The 23,406-nt window shown below is 68.9% G+C and carries 19 protein-coding genes and 1 pseudogene; 7 read left to right on the forward strand and 13 right to left on the reverse strand.

Annotated features, from left to right (window positions below; translation table 11 throughout):
* Positions 1 to 4 precede the first annotated feature (4 nt).
* From JOE53_RS06550 to rplU, 5 genes are all read right to left on the reverse strand, one after another.
* The gene (locus JOE53_RS06550; protein ID WP_204947206.1) at positions 5 to 1,276 is read right to left on the reverse strand and encodes a glutamate-5-semialdehyde dehydrogenase; all 1,272 of its coding nucleotides are present in this window, start codon (positions 1,274 to 1,276) and stop codon (positions 5 to 7) included.
* 49 nt (positions 1,277 to 1,325) lie between these two features.
* Positions 1,326 to 2,159, reverse strand: a complete 834-nt coding sequence (gene proB / locus JOE53_RS06555; protein ID WP_036318567.1) for a glutamate 5-kinase — start codon at positions 2,157 to 2,159, stop codon at positions 1,326 to 1,328.
* The gene (gene obgE, locus JOE53_RS06560) at positions 2,156 to 3,676 is read right to left on the reverse strand and encodes a GTPase ObgE (protein ID WP_204947207.1); all 1,521 of its coding nucleotides are present in this window, start codon (positions 3,674 to 3,676) and stop codon (positions 2,156 to 2,158) included. Before obgE ends, proB begins: the two co-directional genes overlap by 4 nt.
* A 104-nt stretch (positions 3,677 to 3,780) precedes the next feature.
* The gene (rpmA, locus tag JOE53_RS06565) at positions 3,781 to 4,038 is read right to left on the reverse strand and encodes a 50S ribosomal protein L27 (protein ID WP_005053492.1); all 258 of its coding nucleotides are present in this window, start codon (positions 4,036 to 4,038) and stop codon (positions 3,781 to 3,783) included.
* A gap of 18 nt (positions 4,039 to 4,056) precedes the next feature.
* Positions 4,057 to 4,365 carry a 50S ribosomal protein L21 gene (rplU, locus tag JOE53_RS06570; protein WP_005053490.1) on the reverse strand — a complete coding sequence of 103 codons (309 nt, stop codon included), beginning with the start codon at positions 4,363 to 4,365 and terminating at the stop codon, positions 4,057 to 4,059.
* A 192-nt stretch (positions 4,366 to 4,557) separates the two neighbouring features.
* Between rplU and JOE53_RS06575 the strand changes: the two genes are divergently transcribed.
* Positions 4,558 to 4,830 carry a DUF4031 domain-containing protein gene (locus tag JOE53_RS06575; RefSeq protein WP_061683214.1) on the forward strand — a complete coding sequence of 91 codons (273 nt, stop codon included), beginning with the start codon at positions 4,558 to 4,560 and terminating at the stop codon, positions 4,828 to 4,830.
* Between the two features lie 24 nt (positions 4,831 to 4,854).
* On the opposite strand, the gene JOE53_RS06580 is transcribed toward JOE53_RS06575, so the two are convergent.
* Positions 4,855 to 7,275, reverse strand: a complete 2,421-nt coding sequence (locus tag JOE53_RS06580) for an Rne/Rng family ribonuclease (RefSeq protein ID WP_061683215.1) — start codon at positions 7,273 to 7,275, stop codon at positions 4,855 to 4,857.
* Positions 7,276 to 7,581: 306 nt separating this feature from the next.
* Here JOE53_RS06580 and JOE53_RS06585 point away from each other — a divergent pair, with 306 nt between their 5' ends.
* Positions 7,582 to 8,196 (forward strand): vitamin K epoxide reductase family protein, encoded by a 615-nt coding sequence (locus tag JOE53_RS06585; RefSeq protein WP_204947208.1) that lies wholly within the window; start codon positions 7,582 to 7,584, stop codon positions 8,194 to 8,196.
* 87 nt (positions 8,197 to 8,283) lie between these two features.
* On the opposite strand, the gene ndk is transcribed toward JOE53_RS06585, so the two are convergent.
* From ndk to ileS, 4 genes are read right to left on the reverse strand one after another with little or no spacing between them, the layout of a single operon-like run.
* On the reverse strand, positions 8,284 to 8,697 hold the full coding sequence (gene ndk, locus JOE53_RS06590) for a nucleoside-diphosphate kinase (protein ID WP_204947209.1): 414 nt from the start codon (positions 8,695 to 8,697) through the stop codon (positions 8,284 to 8,286).
* Between the two features lies 1 nt (position 8,698).
* Entirely contained in the window at positions 8,699 to 9,106 is a 408-nt protein-coding gene (locus JOE53_RS06595; protein WP_204947210.1) for a DUF4233 domain-containing protein, read from the reverse strand.
* Complete coding sequence (locus tag JOE53_RS06600) at positions 9,094 to 10,446, reverse strand: bifunctional folylpolyglutamate synthase/dihydrofolate synthase (RefSeq protein WP_204947211.1); 1,353 nt, start codon at positions 10,444 to 10,446, stop codon at positions 9,094 to 9,096. The genes JOE53_RS06595 and JOE53_RS06600 overlap by 13 nt, the downstream gene beginning before the upstream one ends.
* Positions 10,443 to 13,862 carry an isoleucine--tRNA ligase gene (gene ileS, locus JOE53_RS06605; RefSeq protein WP_204947212.1) on the reverse strand — a complete coding sequence of 1,140 codons (3,420 nt, stop codon included), beginning with the start codon at positions 13,860 to 13,862 and terminating at the stop codon, positions 10,443 to 10,445. The genes JOE53_RS06600 and ileS overlap by 4 nt, the downstream gene beginning before the upstream one ends.
* 243 nt (positions 13,863 to 14,105) lie before the next feature.
* Here ileS and JOE53_RS06610 point away from each other — a divergent pair, with 243 nt between their 5' ends.
* The 4 genes from JOE53_RS06610 to JOE53_RS06625 all read left to right on the forward strand — a co-directional run bounded on the left by JOE53_RS06610 (position 14,106) and on the right by JOE53_RS06625 (position 18,318).
* Positions 14,106 to 14,783 carry a hypothetical protein gene (locus JOE53_RS06610; protein ID WP_061683220.1) on the forward strand — a complete coding sequence of 226 codons (678 nt, stop codon included), beginning with the start codon at positions 14,106 to 14,108 and terminating at the stop codon, positions 14,781 to 14,783.
* A complete protein-coding gene (locus JOE53_RS06615; RefSeq protein WP_204947213.1) occupies positions 14,780 to 15,349 on the forward strand; it encodes a GNAT family N-acetyltransferase in 570 nt (189 codons plus the stop codon). Before JOE53_RS06610 ends, JOE53_RS06615 begins: the two co-directional genes overlap by 4 nt.
* 136 nt (positions 15,350 to 15,485) lie before the next feature.
* Positions 15,486 to 18,068, forward strand: a complete 2,583-nt coding sequence (gene valS, locus JOE53_RS06620; protein WP_204947214.1) for a valine--tRNA ligase — start codon at positions 15,486 to 15,488, stop codon at positions 18,066 to 18,068.
* 1 nt (position 18,069) lies between these two features.
* A complete protein-coding gene (locus JOE53_RS06625) occupies positions 18,070 to 18,318 on the forward strand; it encodes a hypothetical protein (RefSeq protein WP_036285474.1) in 249 nt (82 codons plus the stop codon).
* 429 nt (positions 18,319 to 18,747) lie between these two features.
* Here the strand turns inward: JOE53_RS06625 and JOE53_RS06630 are convergent.
* Positions 18,748 to 20,045 (reverse strand): annotated as a pseudogene (locus tag JOE53_RS06630) (MFS transporter).
* A complete protein-coding gene (locus JOE53_RS06635) occupies positions 20,042 to 20,662 on the reverse strand; it encodes a winged helix-turn-helix domain-containing protein (protein WP_204947215.1) in 621 nt (206 codons plus the stop codon). The pseudogene JOE53_RS06630 and the gene JOE53_RS06635 overlap by 4 nt, the downstream one beginning before the upstream one ends.
* 71 nt (positions 20,663 to 20,733) lie before the next feature.
* On the opposite strand from JOE53_RS06635, the gene JOE53_RS06640 reads away from it, so the two are divergent.
* The gene (locus JOE53_RS06640) at positions 20,734 to 22,791 is read left to right on the forward strand and encodes a M3 family metallopeptidase (RefSeq protein ID WP_204947216.1); all 2,058 of its coding nucleotides are present in this window, start codon (positions 20,734 to 20,736) and stop codon (positions 22,789 to 22,791) included.
* A gap of 49 nt (positions 22,792 to 22,840) precedes the next feature.
* Here JOE53_RS06640 and JOE53_RS06645 read toward each other — a convergent pair whose 3' ends face one another.
* Positions 22,841 to 23,404: a hypothetical protein gene (locus JOE53_RS06645; RefSeq protein WP_231860893.1), complete on the reverse strand. Its 564-nt coding sequence runs from the start codon at positions 23,402 to 23,404 to the stop codon at positions 22,841 to 22,843.
* Positions 23,405 to 23,406 lie beyond the last annotated feature (2 nt).

Here is a 23,406-nt window from a genome sequence, read left to right on the forward strand (position 1 = left end):
GCCGTCAGATACGGATCTGCCCGGACCCACGCGCCAGCCACTTGGTGCTGGTGAGCTCGGGAAGGCCCATCGGTCCTCGGGCGTGCAGCTTCTGTGTCGAAATCCCGACTTCGGCGCCGAAGCCGAACTCGCCCCCGTCGGTGAAGCGCGTCGACGCGTTCGCCATCACCACGGCGGAGTCGACTTCGGCGAGGAACCGCTCTGCTCGGGCCTCATCCGTCGTCACGATCGATTCCGTGTGATGGGTCGAGTAGCGACGGATATGGGCCAGTGCCTCGTCGAGGTCGTCCACGACGCGCATCGAGAGGTCGAGGCTCATGTGCTCGGTCGACCAATCGGCATCCGTCGCTGCCACGGCGTCCACGACGAGCTCGCGCACGGTCTCGTCGCCGTGGATGGTGACCCCGGCCTCCTGCAGCGCGGCGGCCACCGGAGGCACCAGCCGCTCGGCAGCGTCACGCAGGACGAGAACCGTCTCCACTGCGTTGCAGACGCTCGGCCGCTGGGCCTTGGCGTTCACGACGATCTGCTCGGCCCATTCGAGCGGAGCCGACGAGTCCAGGACGATGTGGACCACACCGGCACCGGTCTCGATCACCGGCACGGCTGACTGCGTGACGACGGTCTCGATGAGCTGCGCGCTGCCACGCGGGACCAGCACGTCCACGAGGCCGCGTGCCTGCATCAGTGCCTGCGCGCCCTCGCGGCCGAAGTCGTCGACGGTCTGAATCGCTTCGGGGTCGATCCCCTGGCCCGCCAAGGCATCGCGCATGGCGGAAACGAGTGCGGCGTTCGTCGCCTGCGCCGCCGTGCCACCGCGCAGGACGACGGCGTTGCCGGAACGCAGCGCCAACGCGGCGATGTCCACGGTCACGTTCGGGCGAGCCTCGTAGATCGAGCCGACGACGCCGAACGGCACCGAGACCTTCTGCAGGCGCACACCGTTGCTCAGCGTGCGCTCGTCCAGCACGCGGCCGACCGGGTCGGGCAGCTCGGCGACGTCGCGCACGGCAACGGCTAGGGCCGCGACCCGCACGCCATCGAGGCGAAGGCGGTCGAGGAGGCCGTCGGACAGGCCGTCGCGCTGTCCGCGCTCGAGATCGACGGTGTTCGCCGAGACGATGTCGTCGGTGGCTGCCTCGATCGCGTCCGCGATCGCGCGCAGCGCCTCGGCCTTCTGCGCATCGGTCAGCAGTCCCACGCCGCGTGCCGCCTCGTGCGCACGTTCGATGCGGTGGCGTGCGGCGGTGGGCGCGTCGACGGAGACGGTGGTCATACGCTCATTCTACCGAGCGGTGCCCCGGCCTCCGACGTGGGCGGCGGGGTCAGACGGAGCTCACCGTGGGCAACGGCGTGGTGCCCACGCGCGGCGGCGTTTCGGGGTTCGGAGCAAACCAGGTGCCGATGTCGTCGCCCGACAGTGCCTGCTCGACGAGGTCGGCACTGGTGACGAGCACGCCGATGCCGGATGCCGCGGCCAGGCGTGCCGCGGATGCCTTGGTGGCCGCTCCCCCGGTGCCCACGCTGTTGACGACGACCGACCCGAACTCGAAGCGACTCAGGTCGTCGCCGTAGGGCACCGTGTGGATCGCTTCGGCGCCGGGTTCGGACGGCGGACGGGTGTACAGCGATGCGATGTCGCTGAGAAGGATGAGCGCATCGGCCCCGATCAGCTCGGCCACGAGGGCGGCGAGGCGATCGTTGTCGCCGAAGCGGATCTCGTGCGTCGCGACGGTGTCGTTCTCGTTGACGATGGGCAGAACACCCAGACCCAGCAGCCGATCCACTGCGCGGCGGGCATTGGCGCGGTGTGCGGCGTTCTCGAGATCGCCGGCCGTCAGCAGCACTTGGCCGGCGAGAAGCCCGTATCGCTCCAGCGTGGTCTGATAGCGCCACATGAGCACGTTCTGACCGACCGCGGCCGCCGCCTGCTGGGTCGCGAGATCGGAGGGCCGGCCGTCGAGGTTGAGCAGGGGCAGCGCCGTGGCGATCGCGCCGGAGGAGACCAGCACGACCTGCGTGCCGCGGGCGTGTGCGGCCGCGAGTGCGTCGACGATCGATTCGATGCGGTGATGGTTGTCGCCGCTGATGGAAGAGGAGCCCACCTTCACGACGACGCGACGCGCCCCCGCGATGCCGGACCGATCGTGCACGCTCACGCTTGCTCGTCATCCTCTCCGTCGAAGGAGAAGTCCGGCACCCCGAGGCGCTCGGCCTCGAGTTCCGCCCGGGCTTCCGCCTTGGCGTCCATCCGCTCGTGGTAGCGCTCGCGTCGCTGTGATGTGGTGCGGCGCGGGTTCAGGTCGAGGCGGGGGTCGGTGCCGCGCGGAGCCGTCATCAGTTCGGCGGCCGACGAGAGCGACGGATGCCAGTCGAACACGATGCCGTCGCCCGGCCCGATCACGACCGTCGAGCCCGCGACGGCCCCCACGCGGAACAGCTCGTCCTCGACGCCCAGCTTCTCGAGGCGATCTGCGAGGAAGCCGACCGCTTCTTCGTTCTGGAAATCTGTCTGCTGTACCCACCGCAGCGGCTTGTCGCCGAGGATGCGATAGACGTTTCCGTAGGTCCCGCCCTCGACGCGGATCTCGAAGTCCTTCTGCGCGCCCTTGGGGCGGATCACGATGCGCTCCGCTGCAGGGGCCTCCGCCACCTGCACGCGATGCTGCGCGATGATGTCGCCCAGCGCGAACGTCAGCTGTCGCAGACCCTCGTGGCTGACCGTCGAGATCTCGAACACCCGGTAGCCGCGCTCTTCCAGATCGGGGCGCACCAAGTCGGCGAGATCCTTGGCCTCGGGCACGTCGACCTTGTTCAGAGCCACGAGCTGCGGGCGATCGAGCAGCGGCGTCTGTCCCTCGGGAACCGGATAGTTCGCGAGTTCCTCGCGGATCACGTCGAGATCGCTCAGCGGGTCACGACCGGGTTCCAGGGTCGCGCAGTCGAGGACGTGCACGAGTGCGGTGCAGCGCTCGACATGGCGCAGGAACTCGAGTCCCAGCCCCTTGCCCTCGCTCGCGCCCTCGATGAGTCCGGGTACGTCGGCTACGGTGAAGCGCGTGTCGCCGGCCTGCACGACGCCCAGGTTCGGATGCAGCGTCGTGAACGGGTAGTCGGCGATCTTGGGGCGTGCTGCGGAGATCGCCGCGATGAGGCTGGACTTGCCGGCGGAGGGGAAGCCGACGAGGGCGACATCGGCGACCGTCTTCAACTCGAGGAGGACGTCACCCTCCCACCCGGGCGTACCGAGCAGTGCGAAGCCGGGCGCTTTGCGCTTGGGGTTCGCAAGAGCGGCATTGCCGAGCCCGCCCTGACCGCCGGGGGCGACGACGAAGCGGGTGCCGGGGACGACGAGATCCGCGAGCGTTTCCCCGTCGGCATCCTTCACCACGGTGCCGACCGGAACGGCGAGCTCCAGGCTTTCGCCCGCGGCGCCGGAGCGGTTGTCGCCCATGCCGAACCCGCCGTTTCCGGCGGACCGGTGCGGCGAGTGGTGGTACGACAGCAGCGTCGTCACCTGCGGGTCGGCGACGAGGACGATATCGCCTCCGTGGCCTCCGTTGCCACCATCGGGGCCGGCGAGCGGCTTGAACTTCTCGCGGCGCACGGACACACAGCCGTTACCGCCTTTGCCGGCGCGCAGATGGAGCGTCACTCGATCGACGAAGGTCACCATGTCGGTCTCCTGACGGAAAGGTGGGGAAGGAGGAAAGGGGATGTAACGAAGGAGGGGCGAGCCGAAGCCCGCCCCTCACCTCATGTTCGTGGTCGAACGCGCGGTCACTCCGCCGCGGCGACGATGTTGACGACCTTGCGGCCGCCCTTCGTGCCGAACTCGACCGCACCGGCGGCGAGGGCGAACAGCGTGTCGTCTCCGCCGCGGCCGACGTTGGCGCCCGGGTGGAAGTGCGTACCGCGCTGGCGAACGAGGATCTCGCCCGCGCTGACGGCCTGGCCGCCGAAACGCTTCACGCCCAGTCGCTGGGCGTTGGAGTCACGACCGTTACGGGTAGAGCTTGCGCCCTTCTTGTGTGCCATCTCGTCTGCCTCTTCCGCTTACTTGATGCCGGTGATCTTGACGCGCGTGAGGTCCTGACGGTGGCCCTGGCGCTTCTTGTAGCCGGTCTTGTTCTTGAACTTCTGGATCACGATCTTCGGGCCGCGCTCCTCGCCGAGGACCTCGGCGGTCACGGTCACCTTCGCGAGCTTGTCGGCGTCGGTCGTCACGGCGTCACCATCGACGAGCAGCACCGCGGGCAGCTCGAGCTTGTCGCCGATCTTGGCCTGCTGACGGTCGAGGACGACGATCGTGCCGACCTCCACCTTCTCCTGACGGCCACCGGCGCGCACAACTGCGTAAACCACTTCACACCTGTTTTTCTTCTGCGGAGCCAACGGCCCCGGCTGTCTTCATGGGACGAGTACGTCCCCTGAGGGTGTACCCAAATATCCAGTGCGGAGGCGAAACTCGACGCACCAAGGGTCTACTTTACCGGATGCCGGGGCCATCGGCAAAAGCGACGCAAGGCGTGTCGCGCGTCGACCTAGACTGCGAGGATGGCGATCCTCATCGACGACCCGCGCTGGCCCGCCCACGGGAGGTTGTGGGCGCACCTGGTCAGCGACAGCGACCTCGATGAACTGCACGCCTTCGCGGCCGCGAACGGCATCCCGCGGCGCGGATTCGATCGCGATCACTACGACGTTCCCGAGGATGAGCTGACGCGCCTCGTCGCCGCCGGTGCCGAGCACGTCAGCGGCCACGAACTCGTCAAGCGTCTGATCGCCTCGGGCCTGCGGATCACGGCACGCGAGCGTCGCGAGGGCTGACCGCTCCCCCGCCACGCGCGAGCATCACTCGGCGGCGGGCTCGGCCGTCGGCGTCGCCGCCACCGGGGTGCCGGTCAGCGCGGCGGTGGTGACGCGTCGGCGTCCCCGACCCTGGCCAGGAGCCTTCGGCTCCGGAAGAGCGCTCAGCACCGAGTCGAGGAGGATCTCCTTCTCGCTCCGCTCGTTGGCCGAGGAGCGAGAAGCCGGCTCGCGCTTCTTACGGGGACGCTTGGCGCGCTCGGGCGCGACCTCCGGCTGGACGTCGGGCAGCGTCACCTCGGCGACCTCGGAGGCCTCCGGTGCATCCTCGGCTGCGGTGTGGATGGTGGATGCGGCGATCTGCGCGAGCGCGGACTTCGCACTCTCGGTGATCACGTGCGTGCCGCCGCTCACGGAGCCGTTGCCGCCGGCGGCGGCGGGCGAGGAGCTCTGTCGCGACCGACGGCCGCCGGTCGACGCGGGCGCCTGCGCGCCACGGTGCTTGACGACCGGGTCGTGATGCACGATCACGCCGCGACCGGCGCAGACCTCGCAGGCCTCGCTGAAGGTCTCGAGCAGTCCCAGTCCCAGCTTCTTGCGGGTCATCTGCACGAGGCCGAGCGAGGTCACCTCGGCGACCTGATGCTTGGTGCGATCGCGGCTGAGGCACTCGACGAGGCGTCGCAGCACGAGATCGCGGTTGGACTCGAGCACCATGTCGATGAAGTCGACGACGATGATGCCGCCGATGTCGCGCAGGCGGAGCTGGCGGACGATCTCCTCGGCGGCCTCGAGGTTGTTCTTGGTGACCGTCTCCTCCAGGTTGCCGCCGGAGCCGACGAACTTGCCGGTGTTGACGTCGACCACCGTCATGGCCTCCGTGCGATCGATGACGAGCGAGCCGCCCGACGGCAGCCAGACCTTCCGGTCCAGCGCCTTCTCGATCTGCTCTGTAACGCGGAAGCGGTCGAACGGGTCCTGGTCGTCTTCGTACTTCTCCACGCGCTCGAGAAGGTCCGGCGCGACGCCGGCCAGATAGGCCGTGATCGTCTGGTAAGCGTCCTCGCCCTGGATGAGCATCTTGGAGAAGTCTTCGTTGAAGACATCGCGGACGATCTTCACGAGCAGGTCGGGCTCGGAGTGAAGGAGCGCAGGGGCGCCGATCTTCTCGACCTGAGACGAGATGTGCTCCCACTGTGCGGTGAGCCGCTGCACATCGCGCGTCAGCTGCTCTTCCGTGGCGCCCTCTGCGGCCGTGCGCACGATGACGCCGCTGGATTCCGGCAGCACCTCCTTGAGGATGCGCTTGAGGCGCGCGCGCTCGGTGTCGGGGAGCTTTCGCGAGATGCCGTTCATGGCGCCGCCCGGCACGTACACGAGGTAACGGCCCGGCAGTGAGATCTGACTCGTCAGGCGCGCGCCCTTGTGGCCGACGGGGTCCTTCGTGACCTGGACGAGAACGCGGTCGCCGCTCTTGAGCGCCAGCTCGATGCGCCGCGGCTGGTTGCCCGTCTCCACGGCATCCCAGTCGACCTCTCCGGAGTAGAGCACGGCGTTGCGGCCCCGGCCGATGTCGACGAAGGCAGCCTCCATGCTCGGCAGGACGTTCTGCACGCGGCCGAGGTACACGTTGCCGATGAGCGAGGACTCCTGGCTGCGAGCGACGTAATGCTCGACCAGCACGTTGTCTTCGAGAACCGCGATCTGGATGCGACCGTTCTTCGAGCGCACGATCATGTCGCGGTCGACGGCCTCGCGCCGGGCGAGGAACTCGGCCTCCGTGACGACGGTGCGGCGGCGTCCGGCCTCGCGGCCGTCGCGGCGACGCTGCTTCTTGGCCTCGAGGCGCGTCGATCCCTTGATCCGCTGCGGCTCGGTGATCAACTCCACGGCGCGCCGGCGAGGCTGGCTCTGCTCTCGCGGGGTGTCATCATCGTTGGCCGACGATCCGCCGCCACGTCGACGGTTGCGCCGGCGCGCGCTCGTGCCGGACTCGGAGGGCCCCTCGTCCCGGTCGTCTCCCTGATCGACACGGATGCCGGGACGCGCGGGAAGCGGCACGATCTGCGGGGCGTAGAAGACCAGCTTCGTCGAGACGGCGGAGACGAACTCGGCGGGCAGGAGCCCGAGGCTCACAGCCGTGACGGGCTCCGTCGCTTCGGGTTCCGTCGCTTCGGGTTCCGTCGCTTCGGGCTCGGTGGCTTCGGGCTCGGCGGCGTCGGACTCGCTGCCGGCGGCCTCGGTGCTCTCAGCATCCGCGGCCTCCGCCTCGCCGCTGTGCTCCTCCGCGACCGGCGCGCCGTCAATGATGGGCGCGTCCTCGGCGGCGGCGTCGTCGTGCGTGCCGGCGGCGGCGTCGTGCGTGCCGGCGTCCGTGGGCGCACCAGCCTCCTCGATGGAGGGAAGCGACGGGGTCAGGACCTCGTCGGCAGGGATTGTGGACTGATCGTTGTTCTCATCGGCCATCTCTGGCTTACTCCTCGCCGCCGGCTCCGCGTGCCGTCGGGTGAACTCTGGCGGCGTCACCCGATAGTGGGGAACCGCATACTCACTCGGTCTGCAGCCTCACCCGCTCGTCGGCGGGACTCGTGCTGCCAAGGGCGTTCATCGCCCGAAGTCTTCGGTGATGCGTGGTGCGGCGCGGCCGCGATGCATCGGCCACCATTATCGCATCATCCGACGAAGATTGAGCAGAGCGACGCTCGGACCGTGCTCTGACGCTCACTCGGTCTCCCAGCAGCGACCGTCCGTGTGGATGCGATAATCGCCAGCATGTCCGCGCAGACCATCGACACCCGCCCGAAGATCCTCGCCATCTGGCTGGTGATCGCGGGAGTCATCGGGTGGATCGCGGCGTTCGCCCTGACGTTGGAGAAATTCGACAAGGCCACCGGATCGACCGCACCGGCGTCATGCGACTTCAGTGTCGTCGTGCAGTGCAGTGCGAACCTCGACTCCGCTCAGGGCAGCGTCTTCGGCTTCCCCAACCCCATCCTGGGCCTCACCGGATGGATGGCGCCGATCGTGGTGGGGATGGCTGTTCTCGCCGGCGCCCGTTTCGCCCGCTGGTTCTGGCTCACGTTCTTCGCGGGCGTCACGTTCGCCTTCGGATTCGTGATCTGGCTGATCACCCAGAGCATCTTCTTCCTCGGAACGCTGTGCCCCTGGTGCATGGTCACGTGGCTCGTCACGATCCCGACGTTCTACGCCGTGGCGGTCCAGCTGCTGCGCTCGGGCGTGATCTCCTCCCACCCGCGTGTGCGTGCCGTCGGCGACTCTCTGGCCGCGTGGGTCCCGCTCATGGCGTTCGTGTCGTATGCGGTGGTGCTCCTGCTCGCGCAGCTGAGGCTGGACGCCGTCCCGCAGCTGCTCGACGTCATCTTCTGAGATTCCGCGTCGCCGGCGCCCGGCGCTCGAACGGCCGGTGCCCTCCCGTCTCAGGGACGGAAGGGCACCGGATCGCGCAGGGTGGGATCAGAACCAGATCGCCAGTTCACGTGCGGCCGACTCGGGGCTGTCGCTGCCGTGGACGAGGTTCTGCTGAACCTTCAGTCCCCAGTCTCGGCCGAAGTCTCCCCGGATCGTGCCGGGTGCCGCGGTCGTGGGATCGGTCGTGCCGGCGAGTGAACGGAAGCCCTCGATGACGCGGTTGCCGGCGAGACGGATCGCGACCGACGGCCCGGAGAGCATGAACTCGAGAAGCGGCTCGTAGAAGGGCTTGCCCGCGTGCTGGGCGTAGTGCTGCTCGAGGACGTCACGGTCGGGCTCGACCAGCTTGATGTCGACCAGGGCGTAACCCTTGGCCTCGATGCGCGCGAGGATCGCTCCGGTCAGGCCGCGCGCCACGCCGTCGGGCTTGACGAGGACGAGGGTCTCTTCGGTGGGCATTTCAGTCTCCGTTCGTGACGTGCGGGGAAGCGCCTGCGCGGACCGCGTTGCGGCGGTCGAGCGCTCTGCCCTTGATGGTCGCATACGCGTACATGCCCCCGAAAATCACTCCCACGAGGACGAGTGCGGGCACGAGCAGTCCGCCGAGCACGACGACGACCTGCCAGAGCCAGCCGAGCAGGATGCCCACACGTGAGCGGGTCAGGCCGGTGGTGATGACCATGAGTGCCGCGAGGACGGAGCCGCCGACGATCCCCCACCATGAGGGGATGCCGTCGGGAAGGGCGTTCAGGCCATAGATCGCCAGGCCGCCGAGGAAGACGATGATCGACTCGAATCCGAGCACGACCTGCGCGAGCGACTCTTCCGCGCCGCGCGCGCGTCGCACGCGCCCGCTCACGCGCTCCACCCCGCCTTCCAGTCACCGTCGGCAGCAAGTTGCAGGGCCTCGCCCGCCAGCACGACGCTGCCCGCGATGACGACGGCGCGTCGGTTCGAGCCCGCCGCCCATTCGCGCGCGGCTTCGGCCGCGTCGGCGAGGTCGCGGTGCACGGTGACGGGAACTCCCGCAGCTTCGACCAGGTCGGCCAGCGCATCGGGGTCGGCCGCCCGCTCGGAGTCCGGCGCCGTCACGAACACCTGGGTCGCCGCCGGCGCGACAGTGGCGACGATCCCCGCGATGTCCTTGTCGGCGAACGCGCCGAGCACGATGCCCCATTCGTCGAAGTCGAACGAGTCGCCCAGCGCGGCCACCAGGGCGCGTGCGCCGTGCGGGTTGTGCGCGCTGTCGATGAGCACGGTGGGCGCGACACCGATCAGCTGGAGACGGCCGGGCGAGGTCACCTGTGCGAGTCCGTCGGTGAGCACATCGGGCGCGATCGGCTGTCGGCCGGCGCCGATGAGCGACTCGACGGCCGCGATGGCCAGGGCCGCGTTGTGCCCCTGGTGTGCGCCGTACAGCGGCAGGTAGAGATCGTCGTATGTCGCCGCGAGGCCCCGCACGCTGAGCTGCTGTCCGCCGACGGCGAGCGTCTGGCTCGTGAGGCCGAAGGCGGTCCCCTCGACCGCGAGGGACGCGCCTCGCGCGGCCGCGGCTGTGGTGAGGACGTCCAGGGCCGAGGGATCCTGCTGTGCCGACACCGCGGCGGCGTCGGTCTTGATGATCCCCGCTTTGACGGCGGCGATCTCGGCGATCGTGTGTCCGAGCTTGTCGGCGTGGTCGAGATCGATCGGTGCGATCACCGCGACGTCGCCGTCGGCCGTGTTCGTCGAGTCCCAGCTTCCGCCCATCCCGACCTCGATGACCGCTACGTCCACCGGGGCGTCGGCGAAGGCCACGAAGGCGAGCACCGTGAGCAGCTCGAAGAAGGTGAGAGCGGCGTCCCCGGATGCCGCGAGCTCGGCATCGACGAGGTCGACGATCGGGGCGATCTCGTCCCAGGCATCGGCGATGAGTGCGTCCTCGATCGGCTCCCCGTCGATCATGATCCGCTCGGTGAAGCGTTCGAGGTGAGGACTCGTGAACAGCCCCGTGCGCAACCCGTGGGCGCGCACGATCGATTCGATGATGCGGCTGGTCGAGGTCTTCCCGTTCGTCCCGGTCACATGCACGACGCGGTAGGTCCGCTGCGGATCGTCGAGCAGTTCCAGCACGCGGCGGGTGCGTTCGACGCGGGGCTGCACCCATTGCTCGCCCTGGCGGGTCAACAGGGCGCGGTAGACGGCGTCGGCGCGCTGGCGGTCGTTCACGAGGACGCTCCGATCCGGGTCACGGCAACGGTGACGTCGCCGGTGTTGGCGTACGTGCCGGCGGCGACCACCGCCGTGTGATCGGCGTCGATCGTCTCGGCGGCAGCCAACACCGATCCCTCTCCGACGAGCGCGGTGCCCTCGGGTGAGACGACCGCGTAGTCGAGGGCGAGTGTCTCGCCCGCGACGTCCGCGGTGGCGAAGGCGGCCGCGACGGCCGCGGCATCCTCCGATGCGGAGAACAGCAGCTGCAGGCGGATGCGGTCGCTCACGTCGAAGCCGGCGGCCTTGCGGGTATCCTGCACGGCGCGGATGATGTCGCGCGCGAGACCCTCGGCTTCGAGCTCGGGCGTCGTGGTGGTGTCGAGCAGCACGAAGCCGCCCTGGCGGTCTCCCGCACCCGTCAGCACCGCGAGCGCCTCGCCGTCGGGGCGTCCGGCGGTCTCGAGCACGAGGTCGTACTCCCCCGGCTCCAGGGCGATCCCGCCGACGACGACAGAGCCGTCGGCGTCCGTCCACTCCCCTGCGCGGGCGGCGGCGATCACCTGCTGCACCTGCTTGCCCAGGCGGGGACCGGCGGCGCGGGCGTTGACCGACAGGCGGTGCGTGATGCCGTAGTCGACCGCCGTGCTCGCCTCGAGCTCGACGAGCTCCACGGCCTTCACGTTGAGCTCGTCGCGCAGAATGTCCTCGAACTGTGCGAGCGCCTCGGCGTCCGGCACCACGACCGTGAGCCGCGGCAGGGGCAGGCGCACGCGTTTGCCCTCCTTCTTGCGGAGGGCGTTCGCGACGCTCGAGACCTCACGGACGGCGTCCATCGCGGTGCGGATGTCGGATGCCGTCGGGAACGCGTCGGCGTCCGGCCAGTCCTCCAGGTGCACGCTGCGACCACCGGTCAGGCCCTGCCACACGCGCTCGGAGATCAGCGGGATCAACGGCGCGGCGACGCGCGTCAACGTCTCGAGCACCGTGTAGAGCGTGTCGAACGCGTCGGTGGATGCCGGGTCGTCAGTCACCCCCACCCAGAAGCGGTCGCGCGATCGGCGGACGTACCAGTTGGTCAGCGCCTCGGCGAAGTCGCGGAGCTTCGCCGTGGCCGTCGTCGAATCCAGCTGCTCCAGGTCGGCGGCGACGCCGCGCACGAGGTCGCCGGTCAGCGCGAGGATGTAGCGGTCCAGAACGTTCGTCGAGTCGGTGCGCCACGTCGCCTGGTAGCCCCCGGGGGCGGCGGCGTTCGCGTACGTCGCGAAGAAGTACCACGTGTTCCACAGCGGCAGCAGGAACTCGCGCACTCCGGCGCGGATCCCCTCCTCGGTGACGATGAGGTTGCCGCCGCGCAGCACCGAGGACGCCATGAGGAACCACCGCATGGCGTCGGAGCCGTCGCGGTCGAACACCTCGCTGACATCCGGATAGTTGCGCAGCGACTTGCTCATCTTCTGCCCGTCGCTTCCGAGCACGATTCCGTGGCAGGCGACACCCGTGAAGGCTGGCCGGTCGAACAGGGCACCGGACAGGACGTGCATGACGTAGAACCAGCCGCGCGTCTGGCCGATGTACTCCACGATGAAGTCGGCCGGCGCGTGCTCGTCGAACCACTCCCGGTTCTCGAACGGGTAGTGCACCTGGGCATACGGCATCGACCCCGAGTCGAACCAGACGTCGAAGACGTCCTCGATGCGTCGCATGGTGCTCGCACCCGTCGGATCGTCCGGGTTCGGGCGCGTCAGCTCGTCGATGAAGGGACGGTGCAGATCGATGTCGCCGGCGGCATTGCGCGGGAGCCGGCCGAAGTCGCGCTCCAGGTCGGCGAGCGACCCGTACACGTCCACGCGCGGGTACTCCGGGTTGTCACTGCGCCAGACCGGGATCGGCGAGCCCCAGAAGCGGTTGCGGCTGATGGACCAGTCGCGGGCGCCTTCGAGCCACTTGCCGAACTGGCCGTGCTTGACGTTCTCCGGCGCCCAGGTGATCTGTTCGTTCAGTTCGATCAGACGGTCCTTGATCGCCGTGACGCGCACGAACCAGCTGGAGACGGCCTTGTAGATCAGAGGGTTGCGGCAGCGCCAGCAGTGCGGGTAGGAGTGCTCGTAGGAGGCTTCGCGCAGCAGGCGACCCTCGGCGCGCAGCAGACGGATGAGCGGACGGTTGGCGTCCATCCACAGCTCGCCCGCGACATCGCCGACCTGCGGGAGGAAGCGTCCGCCGTCGTCGAGGCTCATGATGAGCGGGATGCCGGCCGCCTCGGTGATCCGCTGGTCGTCCTCACCGAACGCCGGTGCCTGGTGCACGATGCCGGTGCCGTCGGTCGTGCTGACGTAGTCGTCGACGAGGATGCGCCAGGCGCTCTCGGTGCCCCACACCTCGGCATCCGCGTAATAGTCGAAGAGCCGGTCGTAATGCACGTCCGCGAGCTCGCTGCCGAGAATGGTCCGTTCCACGGCTTCGGCCGCCTCGGCCGCGTTCTCGTATCCGAGATCCTTCGCATAACCGCCGAGCAGATCGGAAGCGAGCAGGTAGCGATGTGCCGCCGCGCCCTCGTCGTCGCCGGATGCCGGGACATCCGCCGCTCCGTTCGGCCCGCCCGGCACGACGACGTACTCGATGTCGGGGCCGACGGCCAGAGCGAGGTTGGTCGGCAGCGTCCAGGGCGTGGTCGTCCACGCCAGGGCACGGACACCGGTGAGCCCCAGGCTCTCCGCCTTCACGCCGACGAGCGGGAACGTGACGGTGACCGAGGGGTCCTGCCGCATCTTGTAGACGTCGTCGTCCATGCGCAGCTCGTGGTTCGACAAAGGAGTCTCATCCCGCCAGCAGTAGGGCAGCACGCGGTGCCCCTCGTAGGCGAGGCCCTTGTCCCAGAGCTCCTTGAACGCCCAGAGCACCGACTCCATGTAGCCCGTGTCGAGCGTCTTGTAGCCGCGTTCGAAGTCGACCCAGCGCGCCTGGCGGGTGACGTAGTCCTCCCATTGCTGCGTGTACTCGAGCACCGACTCGCGGGCCTTCGCGTTGAAGGAAGCGATCCCCATCTGCTCGATCTCGCTCTTCTCGGTGATGCCGAGCTGCTTCATGGCCTCGAGCTCAGCGGGAAGGCCGTGCGTGTCCCAGCCGAAGACGCGGTCGACTTTCTTGCCCCGCATCGTCTGGAAGCGCGGGAAGAGGTCCTTCGCGTATCCGGTCAGCAGGTGTCCGTAGTGCGGCAGTCCGTTGGCGAACGGCGGGCCGTCGTAGAAGACCCACTCCTCGGCGCCGTCGCGCTGCGCGATCGACGCGCGGAAGGTGTCGTCGCGCGCCCAGAAGTCGAGCACGTCGCGCTCGATCGCGGGAAAGCGCGGGCTCGGAGACACGTCGGCGGCGGGCCCGAAGGGGCTCGTGACGCCGGCGGCGGGGTTCGTCGAGGGACGGGGGTAGCTCATGTCACTCCAGCAGGTGCTCGTGCATCGGATTCGTGCAGTCTTCCTGCGAGGACGATCGTGCGACCGCGGTACCACCCCGCTTGCCGACACCCATCGTCGGCCACTCATGCGACGGCTGTGACGGGCCTGCCCCGCGCGGTTCTAGTGACCCCGGGGGTTCCCTGGGCGTTCTTCCGCGAGCTCCCCGGTGATGGCCGGATCGGTGCTGATCAGACCATCATACCGGGCGCGTAGGCTCGAGGGATGGCTGCCCGCTCCTCCGGTTCTCTCGGCCCCCGGCCTCCGCGAATCAGCGCCCCCGACGTTCCCACCGACCTCGACGCGGTCAGCGCGCTGCGCAGCCGGGCCGACCTGCTCGGCGTTCTCGTCGACGGCCTGGGCGGCGAGGTGGATGCCGCGCACTGCCGTCTCGTCGAGTCTCGGGTGGCTGCGGCATCCGGACCGGCCGCCGGTCACGTCGACGCCACGGGCGCCACGTTCGTCGACGTCGCGGTCGACCAGCTCCGCGCGATGGCGCTGGTCGCCCGTGACGGAAGCTGGCGCAATGTCGAGCTGACCGGCGGGCGTATCGCGACGCTCGACGGGCTGCGGGTGCGCTGGGACAGCGTCGTGGTGCGAGGGGCGCACATCGACTACCTCTCGCTGCCGTCCGCCGAGCTCACCGACGTGCTCTTCGTCGACTGCAGCTTCGGCTCGATCGATCTGCCTGAGGCGCGACTCGCGCGGGTCGCCTTCGAGGGATGCCGCGTCGACGAGGTCGACACGCGTGGAATGCGAGGCGACGATGTGGATCTGCGCGGGCTCGAAGCGCTCGCATTCACCGATGTTCGTGCGCTCACCGGTGCCTGGCTCCAGCCCCGACAGGCTGAGCTTCACGCCCCCGCGTTCGCGCAGGCTCTCGGCATCCGGATCGTCGCGTGAACATCGCGACGGCCCGGCTGCGGCTGCGAGAGATGACCGACGAGGATCTGCCGGACCTGCGCGCGATCCTCCACGACCCGGAGGCGATGACGGCGTACAACGGCGCGTTCAGCGATGCGGAATCGTCGGCGTGGCTGCGTCGCACGCAGCAGCGGTACCGGGACGACGGTTTCGGGCTGTGGGCGGTGGCGCACAGCGGGACGGGCAGGATGATCGGGCAGTGCGGCATCACGCGGCAGCAGATCGATGACGACGAGATCGTCGAGGTCGGCTACCTGTTCCAGCGCGCTCACTGGGGTCACGGGTACGCCGTCGAGGCCGCCGCCGGGTGTCGTGACTGGGCGTTTTCGACGCTGGGGATCGACGAGCTGTACGCGAAGATCCGCTCGACGAACGTGGCCTCGATGAACGTCGCGATCCGACTCGGCATGACGGTGCGCCGCACCTTCACCACCCACCACCGCGGCGTCGACATGCCACACCTCGCCGTCGCCGTCGACCGCAGTGCGTGGGAGCGCCACGCCGATGCGCGGCCGACTGGTTCGCGAGGAGATGTCGAGAACTGAGGATCGGATCGGGTCGGGCGTTCCTCGGCATCCGCCATCTCGTCGGAACCTACCGGCGCGCGCCCGGTAGACTGGGGCGCACATTCCACACTCAGGCACGCTCACACAGTGCCGCACATATCGCTCGAGGAGATCCATGTCCGACGCGCAGATTCCCGACAAGCCCGCCCTGGAGGGCCTCGAGCAGAAGTGGGATGCCGCGTGGAGCGCGGCGGGCACCTACCTCTTCGACCGCGACGCAGCGAAGGCCAAGGGTCGCGCCGGCGTCTTCTCCGTCGACACGCCGCCGCCGACCGCGTCGGGATCGCTCCACATCGGCCACGTCTTCAGCTACACCCACACCGACGTGAAGGTGCGCTTCGAGCGGATGCGTGGCAAGACGGTGTTCTACCCCATGGGATGGGATGACAACGGGTTGCCCACCGAGCGTCGCGTGCAGAACTTCTACGGAGTGCGCTGCGACACGTCATTGTCGTACGACCCCTCCTTCACTCCCCCGTTCCGCGGCGACGCGAAGAGCTTGAAGCCCGCCGATCAGGTGCCCATCAGCCGCCGCAACTTCATCGAGTTGTGCGAGGAGCTGACGCTCGAAGACGAGAAGGCGTTCGAGGCTGTCTTCCGTCAGCTCGGACTTTCGGTCGACTGGACGCAGACGTACCGCACGATCTCGGACGACACCATCCGCACGAGCCAGCTCGCGTTCCTGCGCAACCTCGAGCGCGGTGAGGCGTATCAGGCGCTCGCGCCGACGCTGTGGGACATCGACTTCCGCTCCGCGATCGCCCAGGCCGAGCTCGAGGATCGCGAACAGCAGGCGTCGTATCACCGTCTCGCCTTCCACAAGAGCGACGGCTCGGGAGACATCCACATCGAGACGACCCGCCCCGAACTGCTCGCGGCCTGCGTGGCGCTGGTCGCCAATCCCGGCGACGAGCGGTACCAGCCGTACTTCGGCCAGACGGTTCGCACGCCGATCTTCGACGTGGAGGTGCCCGTCCTCGCGCACCCGCTCGCCCAGCAGGACAAGGGTTCGGGCATCGCCATGGTGTGTACGTTCGGAGATGTCACCGACATCATCTGGTGGCGTGAGCTCGATCTGCCCAACCGGACGATCCTCGGCCAGGACGGACGTATCCTTCCCGACGCCCCCGAGGCCGTGACCACGGATGCCGCAAAGGCCGCCTACGCCGAGCTGGCCGGGCTCACCGTCTTCAGCGCCAAGAAGAAGATGGTCGAGCTGCTGGAGGCCTCGGGCGAGCTGCTGCAGGTTTCGAAGCCGTTCAGCCACCCGGTGAAGTTCTACGAGAAGGGTGACCGTGCGCTGGAGATCGTCTCCACGCGCCAGTGGTACCTGCGCAACGGCGCCCGCGACGAGGCGTTCCGCGAGAAGCTCATCGCACTCGGTCAGGGCATGCAGTGGCATCCGGACTTCATGCGCGTGCGCTACGAGAACTGGACCAACGGCCTGACCGGTGACTGGCTCATCAGCCGCCAGCGCTTCTTCGGCGTGCCGATCCCCGTCTGGTATACGCTCGACGAGAACGGCGAGCGGGTCGAGGGCGGTGTGATCACCGCCGAGGTCGCGAGCCTGCCGGTCGACCCGACGACCGACGTGCCGCCCGGCTTCACGGAGTCCCAGCGCGGCGTGCCCGGCGGCTTCGAGGGTGAGAAGGACATCTTCGACACGTGGGCGACCTCCTCGCTCACGCCGCAGCTGGCCGGCGGATGGCAGCGCGACGAAGAGCTCTGGAACGTCGTCGCGCCGTTCGACCTGCGTCCCCAGGGCCAGGACATCATCCGCACCTGGCTGTTCTCCACGATGGTCCGCTCGGCCCTGGAAGACGATCGCGCTCCGTGGTCGGATGCCGCCATCAGCGGCTTCATCGTCGACCCCGACCGCAAGAAGATGTCGAAGTCCAAGGGCAACGTGGTCACCCCCGCCGACATCCTCGACCAGCACGGCACCGACGCGGTGCGGTACTGGGCCGCATCGAGCCGGCTCGGCGCCGATGCCGCGTTCGACCCCCAGAACCCGACGCAGGTGAAGATCGGGCGACGCCTGGCGATCAAGGTACTCAATGCAGCCAAGTTCGTGCTGTCGTTCCCCGTGCCGGCGGGCGCCGAGGTGACCCACGCTCTGGATGCCGCGATGCTCGCGACTCTCGACCGTGTGGTGCGCGACGCCACGGCCGCCTTTGAGGCGTACGACCATGCCCGCGCCCTGGAGATCACCGAAGCGTTCTTCTGGACGTTCTGCGACGACTATCTCGAACTCGTCAAGGAGCGCGCCTACAACCAGACCGACGTCGGACAGGCCTCCGCGGCACTCGCGTTGCGCACGGCGCTGTCGACGTTGCTGCGTCTCCTCGCCCCCGTGCTCGCGTTCGCGACGGAGGAAGCCTGGTCATGGTTCGAGGACGGCTCGGTGCACACCGCGTCCTGGCCTGAGCCTGTCGAGGGCGGCGCACCCGGTGACCCGGGCGTGCTCGCGGCGGCCAGCGCTGCGCTCATCGGCATCCGCCGTGCCAAGACCGAGGCCAAGGCGTCTCAGAAGACGCCGGTGGCGCGCCTCGTGCTCGGCGGCGACGACGTGACCATCGCCGCCCTCCGTCTCGCAGAGGGCGACCTCAAGGCTGTCGGGCGCATCGCCGAGCTGGAGCTGGTCGGTGGCGGGGAAGGCCTGGTCGTGCAGGCCGTCGAGCTCGCTCCGGAGGCGTGAGATGCAGCTCGGGACACGATGGACCAGCGGCGACGAGCCGCCGGCGGCCGTTCCTGCCGTCCTGCGACCGCAGATCCACGCTGTCGATCGCGCGCTTCCCGGCGACGACCTCGGCCAGCCGCGCCCTCGCTGGACGCTGACCTTCTTGGAGGGGCGCCCGATCGCCGAGTTGGACACCGGCGTGATCGTGGAGGCCACGGCATCCGGTGAGGTGCTCGTGCGGCACGACGACGAGGATGAGTTCGGCTGAGAACGGGCGCTCCTAGGTGAAGGACGGCGTCGGGCGGCACGACGTCGTAGACGAGTCGGGCGACGGGCCCAGCCGCGTGAGCAGAGCGCAAGGAGAGGCGCTCTGCTTCGCTGCGCCGGGGCAGCGGCGGCGCCCCTGCGCCGGGCGTGACGGGCGCGACCGACACGGCGATCTCGTCGAGGGCACCCGCGTCGAAGAACTGACCCGCCAGGTCTCCGCCCCCCCACGACCCAGATGTCGCGGTCTCCTGCCGACGCGCGGATCCGCGGCAGCGCCGCCATAGAGGTCTCGCCGGCGCTCGGGGCGCACCAGCAGATCCTCCGCCGCGAGTACCCACTCGTACGTCGTCGCCCCCTCCACCAGAGCGCCGGCGTTCGAGGGGGAGCAGGTCTGGATCGGGGTCGGTCCCGCCGGCCGCCTCGAGCGCCGTCAAGCGATCTCCGCTCCCGCCTGTCGCGTCCCCGCGATGAGCAGTCGCATGCCGAGGAGCGCGACGATCGCCGTCGCGGCGCCACCGATGAGGAAGGGCAGGCGCAGATCGATCCGCGCGACGAGGCCGCCGAGGATCGTGGCGATCGGGAACAGCCCCCAGGTGAGGGTGCGCGTGATGCCGAGCACGCGGCCGAACATATCGGGCGGGATGATCTGCTGACGCAGGCTGCCCCACGGCACGTTCCAGATCGACACCGCGCACGCGGCGGTTGCGAAGGCGAGGATGGCCGTCCAGACCGACGGTGCGATGCCGGTGAGCAGCATCGCGACACCTCCGCTGAGGATTGCTGCGAACATCACCGGGCCCCGCCCCCATCGAGCCACCAGACGCGGCGCGAGCAGCGATCCGCACAGGGCGCCTACCCCGAGACCGGCGGTGACGAACCCGATGGCAGCGGCCGGGACGGCCAGCGCGTCGACGAAGAAGAGGACGATGACCGCCTGCGCGAAAGCCAGCGCGCTTCCGGTGAACGAGGTGAACACGACCATCGTGCGCAGATAGCGGTGATGCCACAGGTAGGAGAGCGCCTCCCGCGCCCCCGAGCGCTGTGCAGCAGGACGAGCGGCGTCGTCGGGATCGGCCGGCGTGCGAAGCGGCCGAGCCGCCGGAAGGGGAAGCAGCAGAGCGAGGACGACCGGGACAAGGTACCCCGCCGAACCGATCCAGAGCGGCAGGGCGAGTGAGGCGGCGAACAGGATGCCGGAGATCGGGGTGGCGATGAAACTGTCGACGGTCACCTGAGCAGCCTGGATCCACCCGTTCGCGCGATCGAGCTGATCACGCTCGACCACGCCGGGGATGACCGCATTCGTGGCGTTGTCGAACAGCGTCTCGCCCAGACCGAACACCAGCGTGCCGACGAACAGCGCCAGAGGCTCAGGCTGCCGGAGGCACCGAGGATGGCGAGCCACAGCGCCACGCTTCCCCGGATCACGTTCGCCAACGCCATGACGTAGCGCCGATCCAGGCGGTCGACGATCAGCCCCGCGGGCAAGCCGAAAATCAACCACGGCACGAACGCCAGTGCCGACAGCACCGAGATCACCAGCGGGTCGGAGCTCAGCGTGATGGCGATCAGGGGCACCGCCGTGCGTCCGACACCGTCGGCGAGGTTGCTGAAGACCGCCGCCGACCACAGCGTGCGAAAACCCCGCCCGGGCGGGGCCCGGTGGACGGGTGGCAGCGGCGAGGATGCCGGTGCCCCGGCATCCTCGTGCGTGGCGGGCGTCGTCATGAGCTGAGTCCATCTTCGGGGAGCGGGAAAACATCGGTGCGGATGCTGATGGGCTGGAGGTCCTCGCCGGTCTGATCGCGGTAGAGGTCGCCGTAGCGCAGCACGAGCTCGTGCATCTCGGTGATGAGCGCCTCCGTCTGCGCCGGAGTGAGTCGCAACGTCGAGGTCGCGACCATCGCGTTGGCTTCGTCGAGGCCGCCGGGAGAGGCCAAGCTCTCGGTCACGTAGCGCATCAACTGCTGGTGACGCCGCGTGAGGAACTCGCTCATGACGAGCTGCGTGGACGCCTTGCCGGCGGGCGTCTTCATCGCCTCGGGGTTGGTGAAGGAGATGCCGCCGCGGGGCCGCTCCCACCAGCGCTCGCGTCCCGTGCCGCGGTCACTGAGCTCTCGGATGAGGTCGTGCTTCGCGAGTGCGCGTAGGTGGTAGCTGGTTGCCCCGGACGACTCCCCCGTCATCGCCGCCAAGGAACTGGCCGTCTGCGGGCCGTACTGGTTGAGGATGTCGAAGATCTCGATCCGCAGCGGGTGGGCGAGGGCGCGCAGCGCTCCGGCGTCGAGTCGGCGCTCTTCGGCGCGTCCCGTTACGGATCCGTCGGGTGCATCATCGGGGATCATAATGCAAAGCTACTCTTGCAAAGAATGCTTTGCAACCAGATCTTTGGAGATTTCCGGCCTACGCTGGAGGGATGATCGACGTCGACTCCAATCCTCTGCTGGCACCCTCTTCACTGCCCTACGGCCTCCCCGACTACTCGTCGATCGCCCCGGCGCACTATCTCCCCGCGTTCATGGAGGGGTTCGCGCGGCACCGCAGCGAGATCGATGCCATCGTCGCTGACGAGTCCGCCCCCACGTTCGAGAACACGATCGTCGCGTTGGAGCGCGCCGGAGAGCTCTTGGGCCAGGTGGCGCGCACCTTCTACACGGTCTCCTCAGCCGACGCGTCGCCCGAGATCCAGGAGATCGAAGAGACGCTCGCGCCGCTGATGGCCGCCCATCACGATGCCGTGCAATTGGACGGCGCGCTCTTCGCGAGAGTACGGGCCGTTTTCGACAGTCGCGACGAACATGCACTGAGCGCAGAGGAGCGCTATCTGGTCGAACGTCGATTCCGCGAGATGGCTCATGCCGGCGCGGGGCTCGACGATGCCGAGAAGCAGCAGCTCACGGATCTCAACCAGCGGCTGTCGGTGCTCACGACGACGTTCGAGAAGAATCTGCTCGCGGACACGAACGACCTCGCCGTCGTCTTCGACTCCGCGGACGAGCTCGACGGCCTGACGGACGGTGAGTTGTCTGCCGCCGCGCAGAATGCCGCGGACCGCGGACTCGAGGGGCGCTACGTCGTGACGCTCACGCTCTTCACCGGGCATCCGTACCTGTCGAGCCTCACGCGCCGCGAGAGCCGCCGACGTCTGCTCGCGGCCTCGCGATCGCGTGGCTCGCGCGGCAACGCGAACGACAATCGCGACGTGCTGCCTCAGATCGTGCGCCTGCGTGCGCAGCGGGCTGCGCTCCTCGGATACGAGAACCACGCCGCCTACGTGACCAGCGACGAGACGGCCGGCTCTCCCGGGGCCGTCCGTGCGCTGTTGCGGCAGCTCGCTGCACCGGCGGCGGCCAACGCGCGTGCGGAGCAGGCGGCGCTGCAGGCGATGGTGGACGCTGAGCCCGAGCCGTTCCCGCTCGAAGCGCACGACTGGGCGTTCTATACCGAGCGTGTGCGCGAAGCGGAGTATGCCGTGGATCGCACGGCACTGCGGCCCTGGTTCGAGGCGGAGCGGGTGCTCGTCGACGGGGTCTTCTTCGCCGCGACCTCGCTGTACGGCATCACGTTCACCGAACGTCCCGATCTTCCCGCCTACCACCCCGACGTGCGCGTCTTCGAAGTGCACAACGCCGACGGATCCGCGCTCGGCCTGTTCCTCTTCGACCTCTACACGCGCGACACCAAGCGCGGCGGGGCATGGATGAACTCCATCGTGACGCAGTCGCACCTGCGCGGTACGCGTTCGATCGTCGTGAACAACCTCAACGTGCCCAAGCCGGCCGCCGGCAAGCCGACGCTCCTGACGCTCGACGAGGTCACGACGATGTTCCACGAGTTCGGGCACGCGCTGCACGGTCTGTTCGCGACGGTGACCTTCCCGCACTTCGCCGGCACCGCGGTCTTCCGCGACTTCGTGGAGTTCCCGAGTCAGGTGAACGAGATGTGGATCCTCTGGCCGGAGGTGCTCTCCTCGTACGCTCGGCACATCGACACCGGCGAGCCGTTGCCCGCCGACGTCGTCGCCCGCCTGCACGCCTCCGAAGCCTTCAACCAGGGGTTCGCCACGAGTGAGTACCTGGCCGCGGCGTGGCTCGACCAGGCATGGCACGGCGTGAACGTCAAGGAGGCCGATGCGGTGACGGACGTCGCCGCGTTCGAGGCAGCGGCGCTGGCGGACATCGGTCTGCACAATCCGGTCGTGCCGACGCGGTACTCGTCCACCTACTTCGCTCACGTGTTCTCGGGCGGCTACAGCGCGGGCTACTACTCGTACATCTGGAGCGAAGTGCTCGACGCCGACACGGTCGAGTGGTTCGCGGAGAACGGGGGCTTGACCCGCGCCGGTGGCGATCGCTTCCGCGACCGCGTGCTCGGAGTGGGCGGCTCGAAGGACCCGTTGGAGGCGTACCGTGACTTCCGCGGGCGGGATGCCGACATCGCGCCTCTGCTGGTGCGGCGAGGACTCGGAAGCTGACGAGCGCGCGGGAGGCGGTGTGCGATGGCGCTACCTCCCGCTGCCTCGCTCAGGGTGTCGCCGAGGGAATCGGAAGGGGCGTCGCTGACGGCGAGGGGGCTGCGGACGCGGGGAGGGTCGGCGTCGAGGATGGAATCGAGGCGGGGCATTCGATCGGCCGATAGGACGAGCGACCCTGCCGCACGTGGAACCGGAAGCACTCCGTGGCGCTTCCTGCGGCGACACCGGGCTGGAAGAGTTCGCGGGACGGTTGCGGTTGGACGCTCACGCGCAGGCGGACGTCGATGCGGGCCCCGTCGGGATCGGACGTCGACCCGCGCCACGAATACGCGTGGACGTCGGCTCCCCCGACCGTCCCGATGAACTCGGCGGCGGCGAGAGTCTGTGCATCCACACCCGGGCCCGGCTGGTTCACCCGCCGTTGCAGCTCGCGTGCCGCCATGTCGACGCGCGCATGCGCGATCGATTCTCCGTCGCGCGGGCCGAAGGCGTGCATGAAGGTGACGGCTCCGACACCGACGAAGATGAGGGTGGCCATCACGATCGCCACGGTGACGCGGAGCACGCGAACGGCCTTGGAGGGCTGCTCGCGTGACGTGTACGGCGCGGACACCG

The sequence above is a fragment of the Microbacterium laevaniformans genome (assembly GCF_016907555.1).
Lineage (GTDB): Bacteria > Actinomycetota > Actinomycetes > Actinomycetales > Microbacteriaceae > Microbacterium > Microbacterium laevaniformans.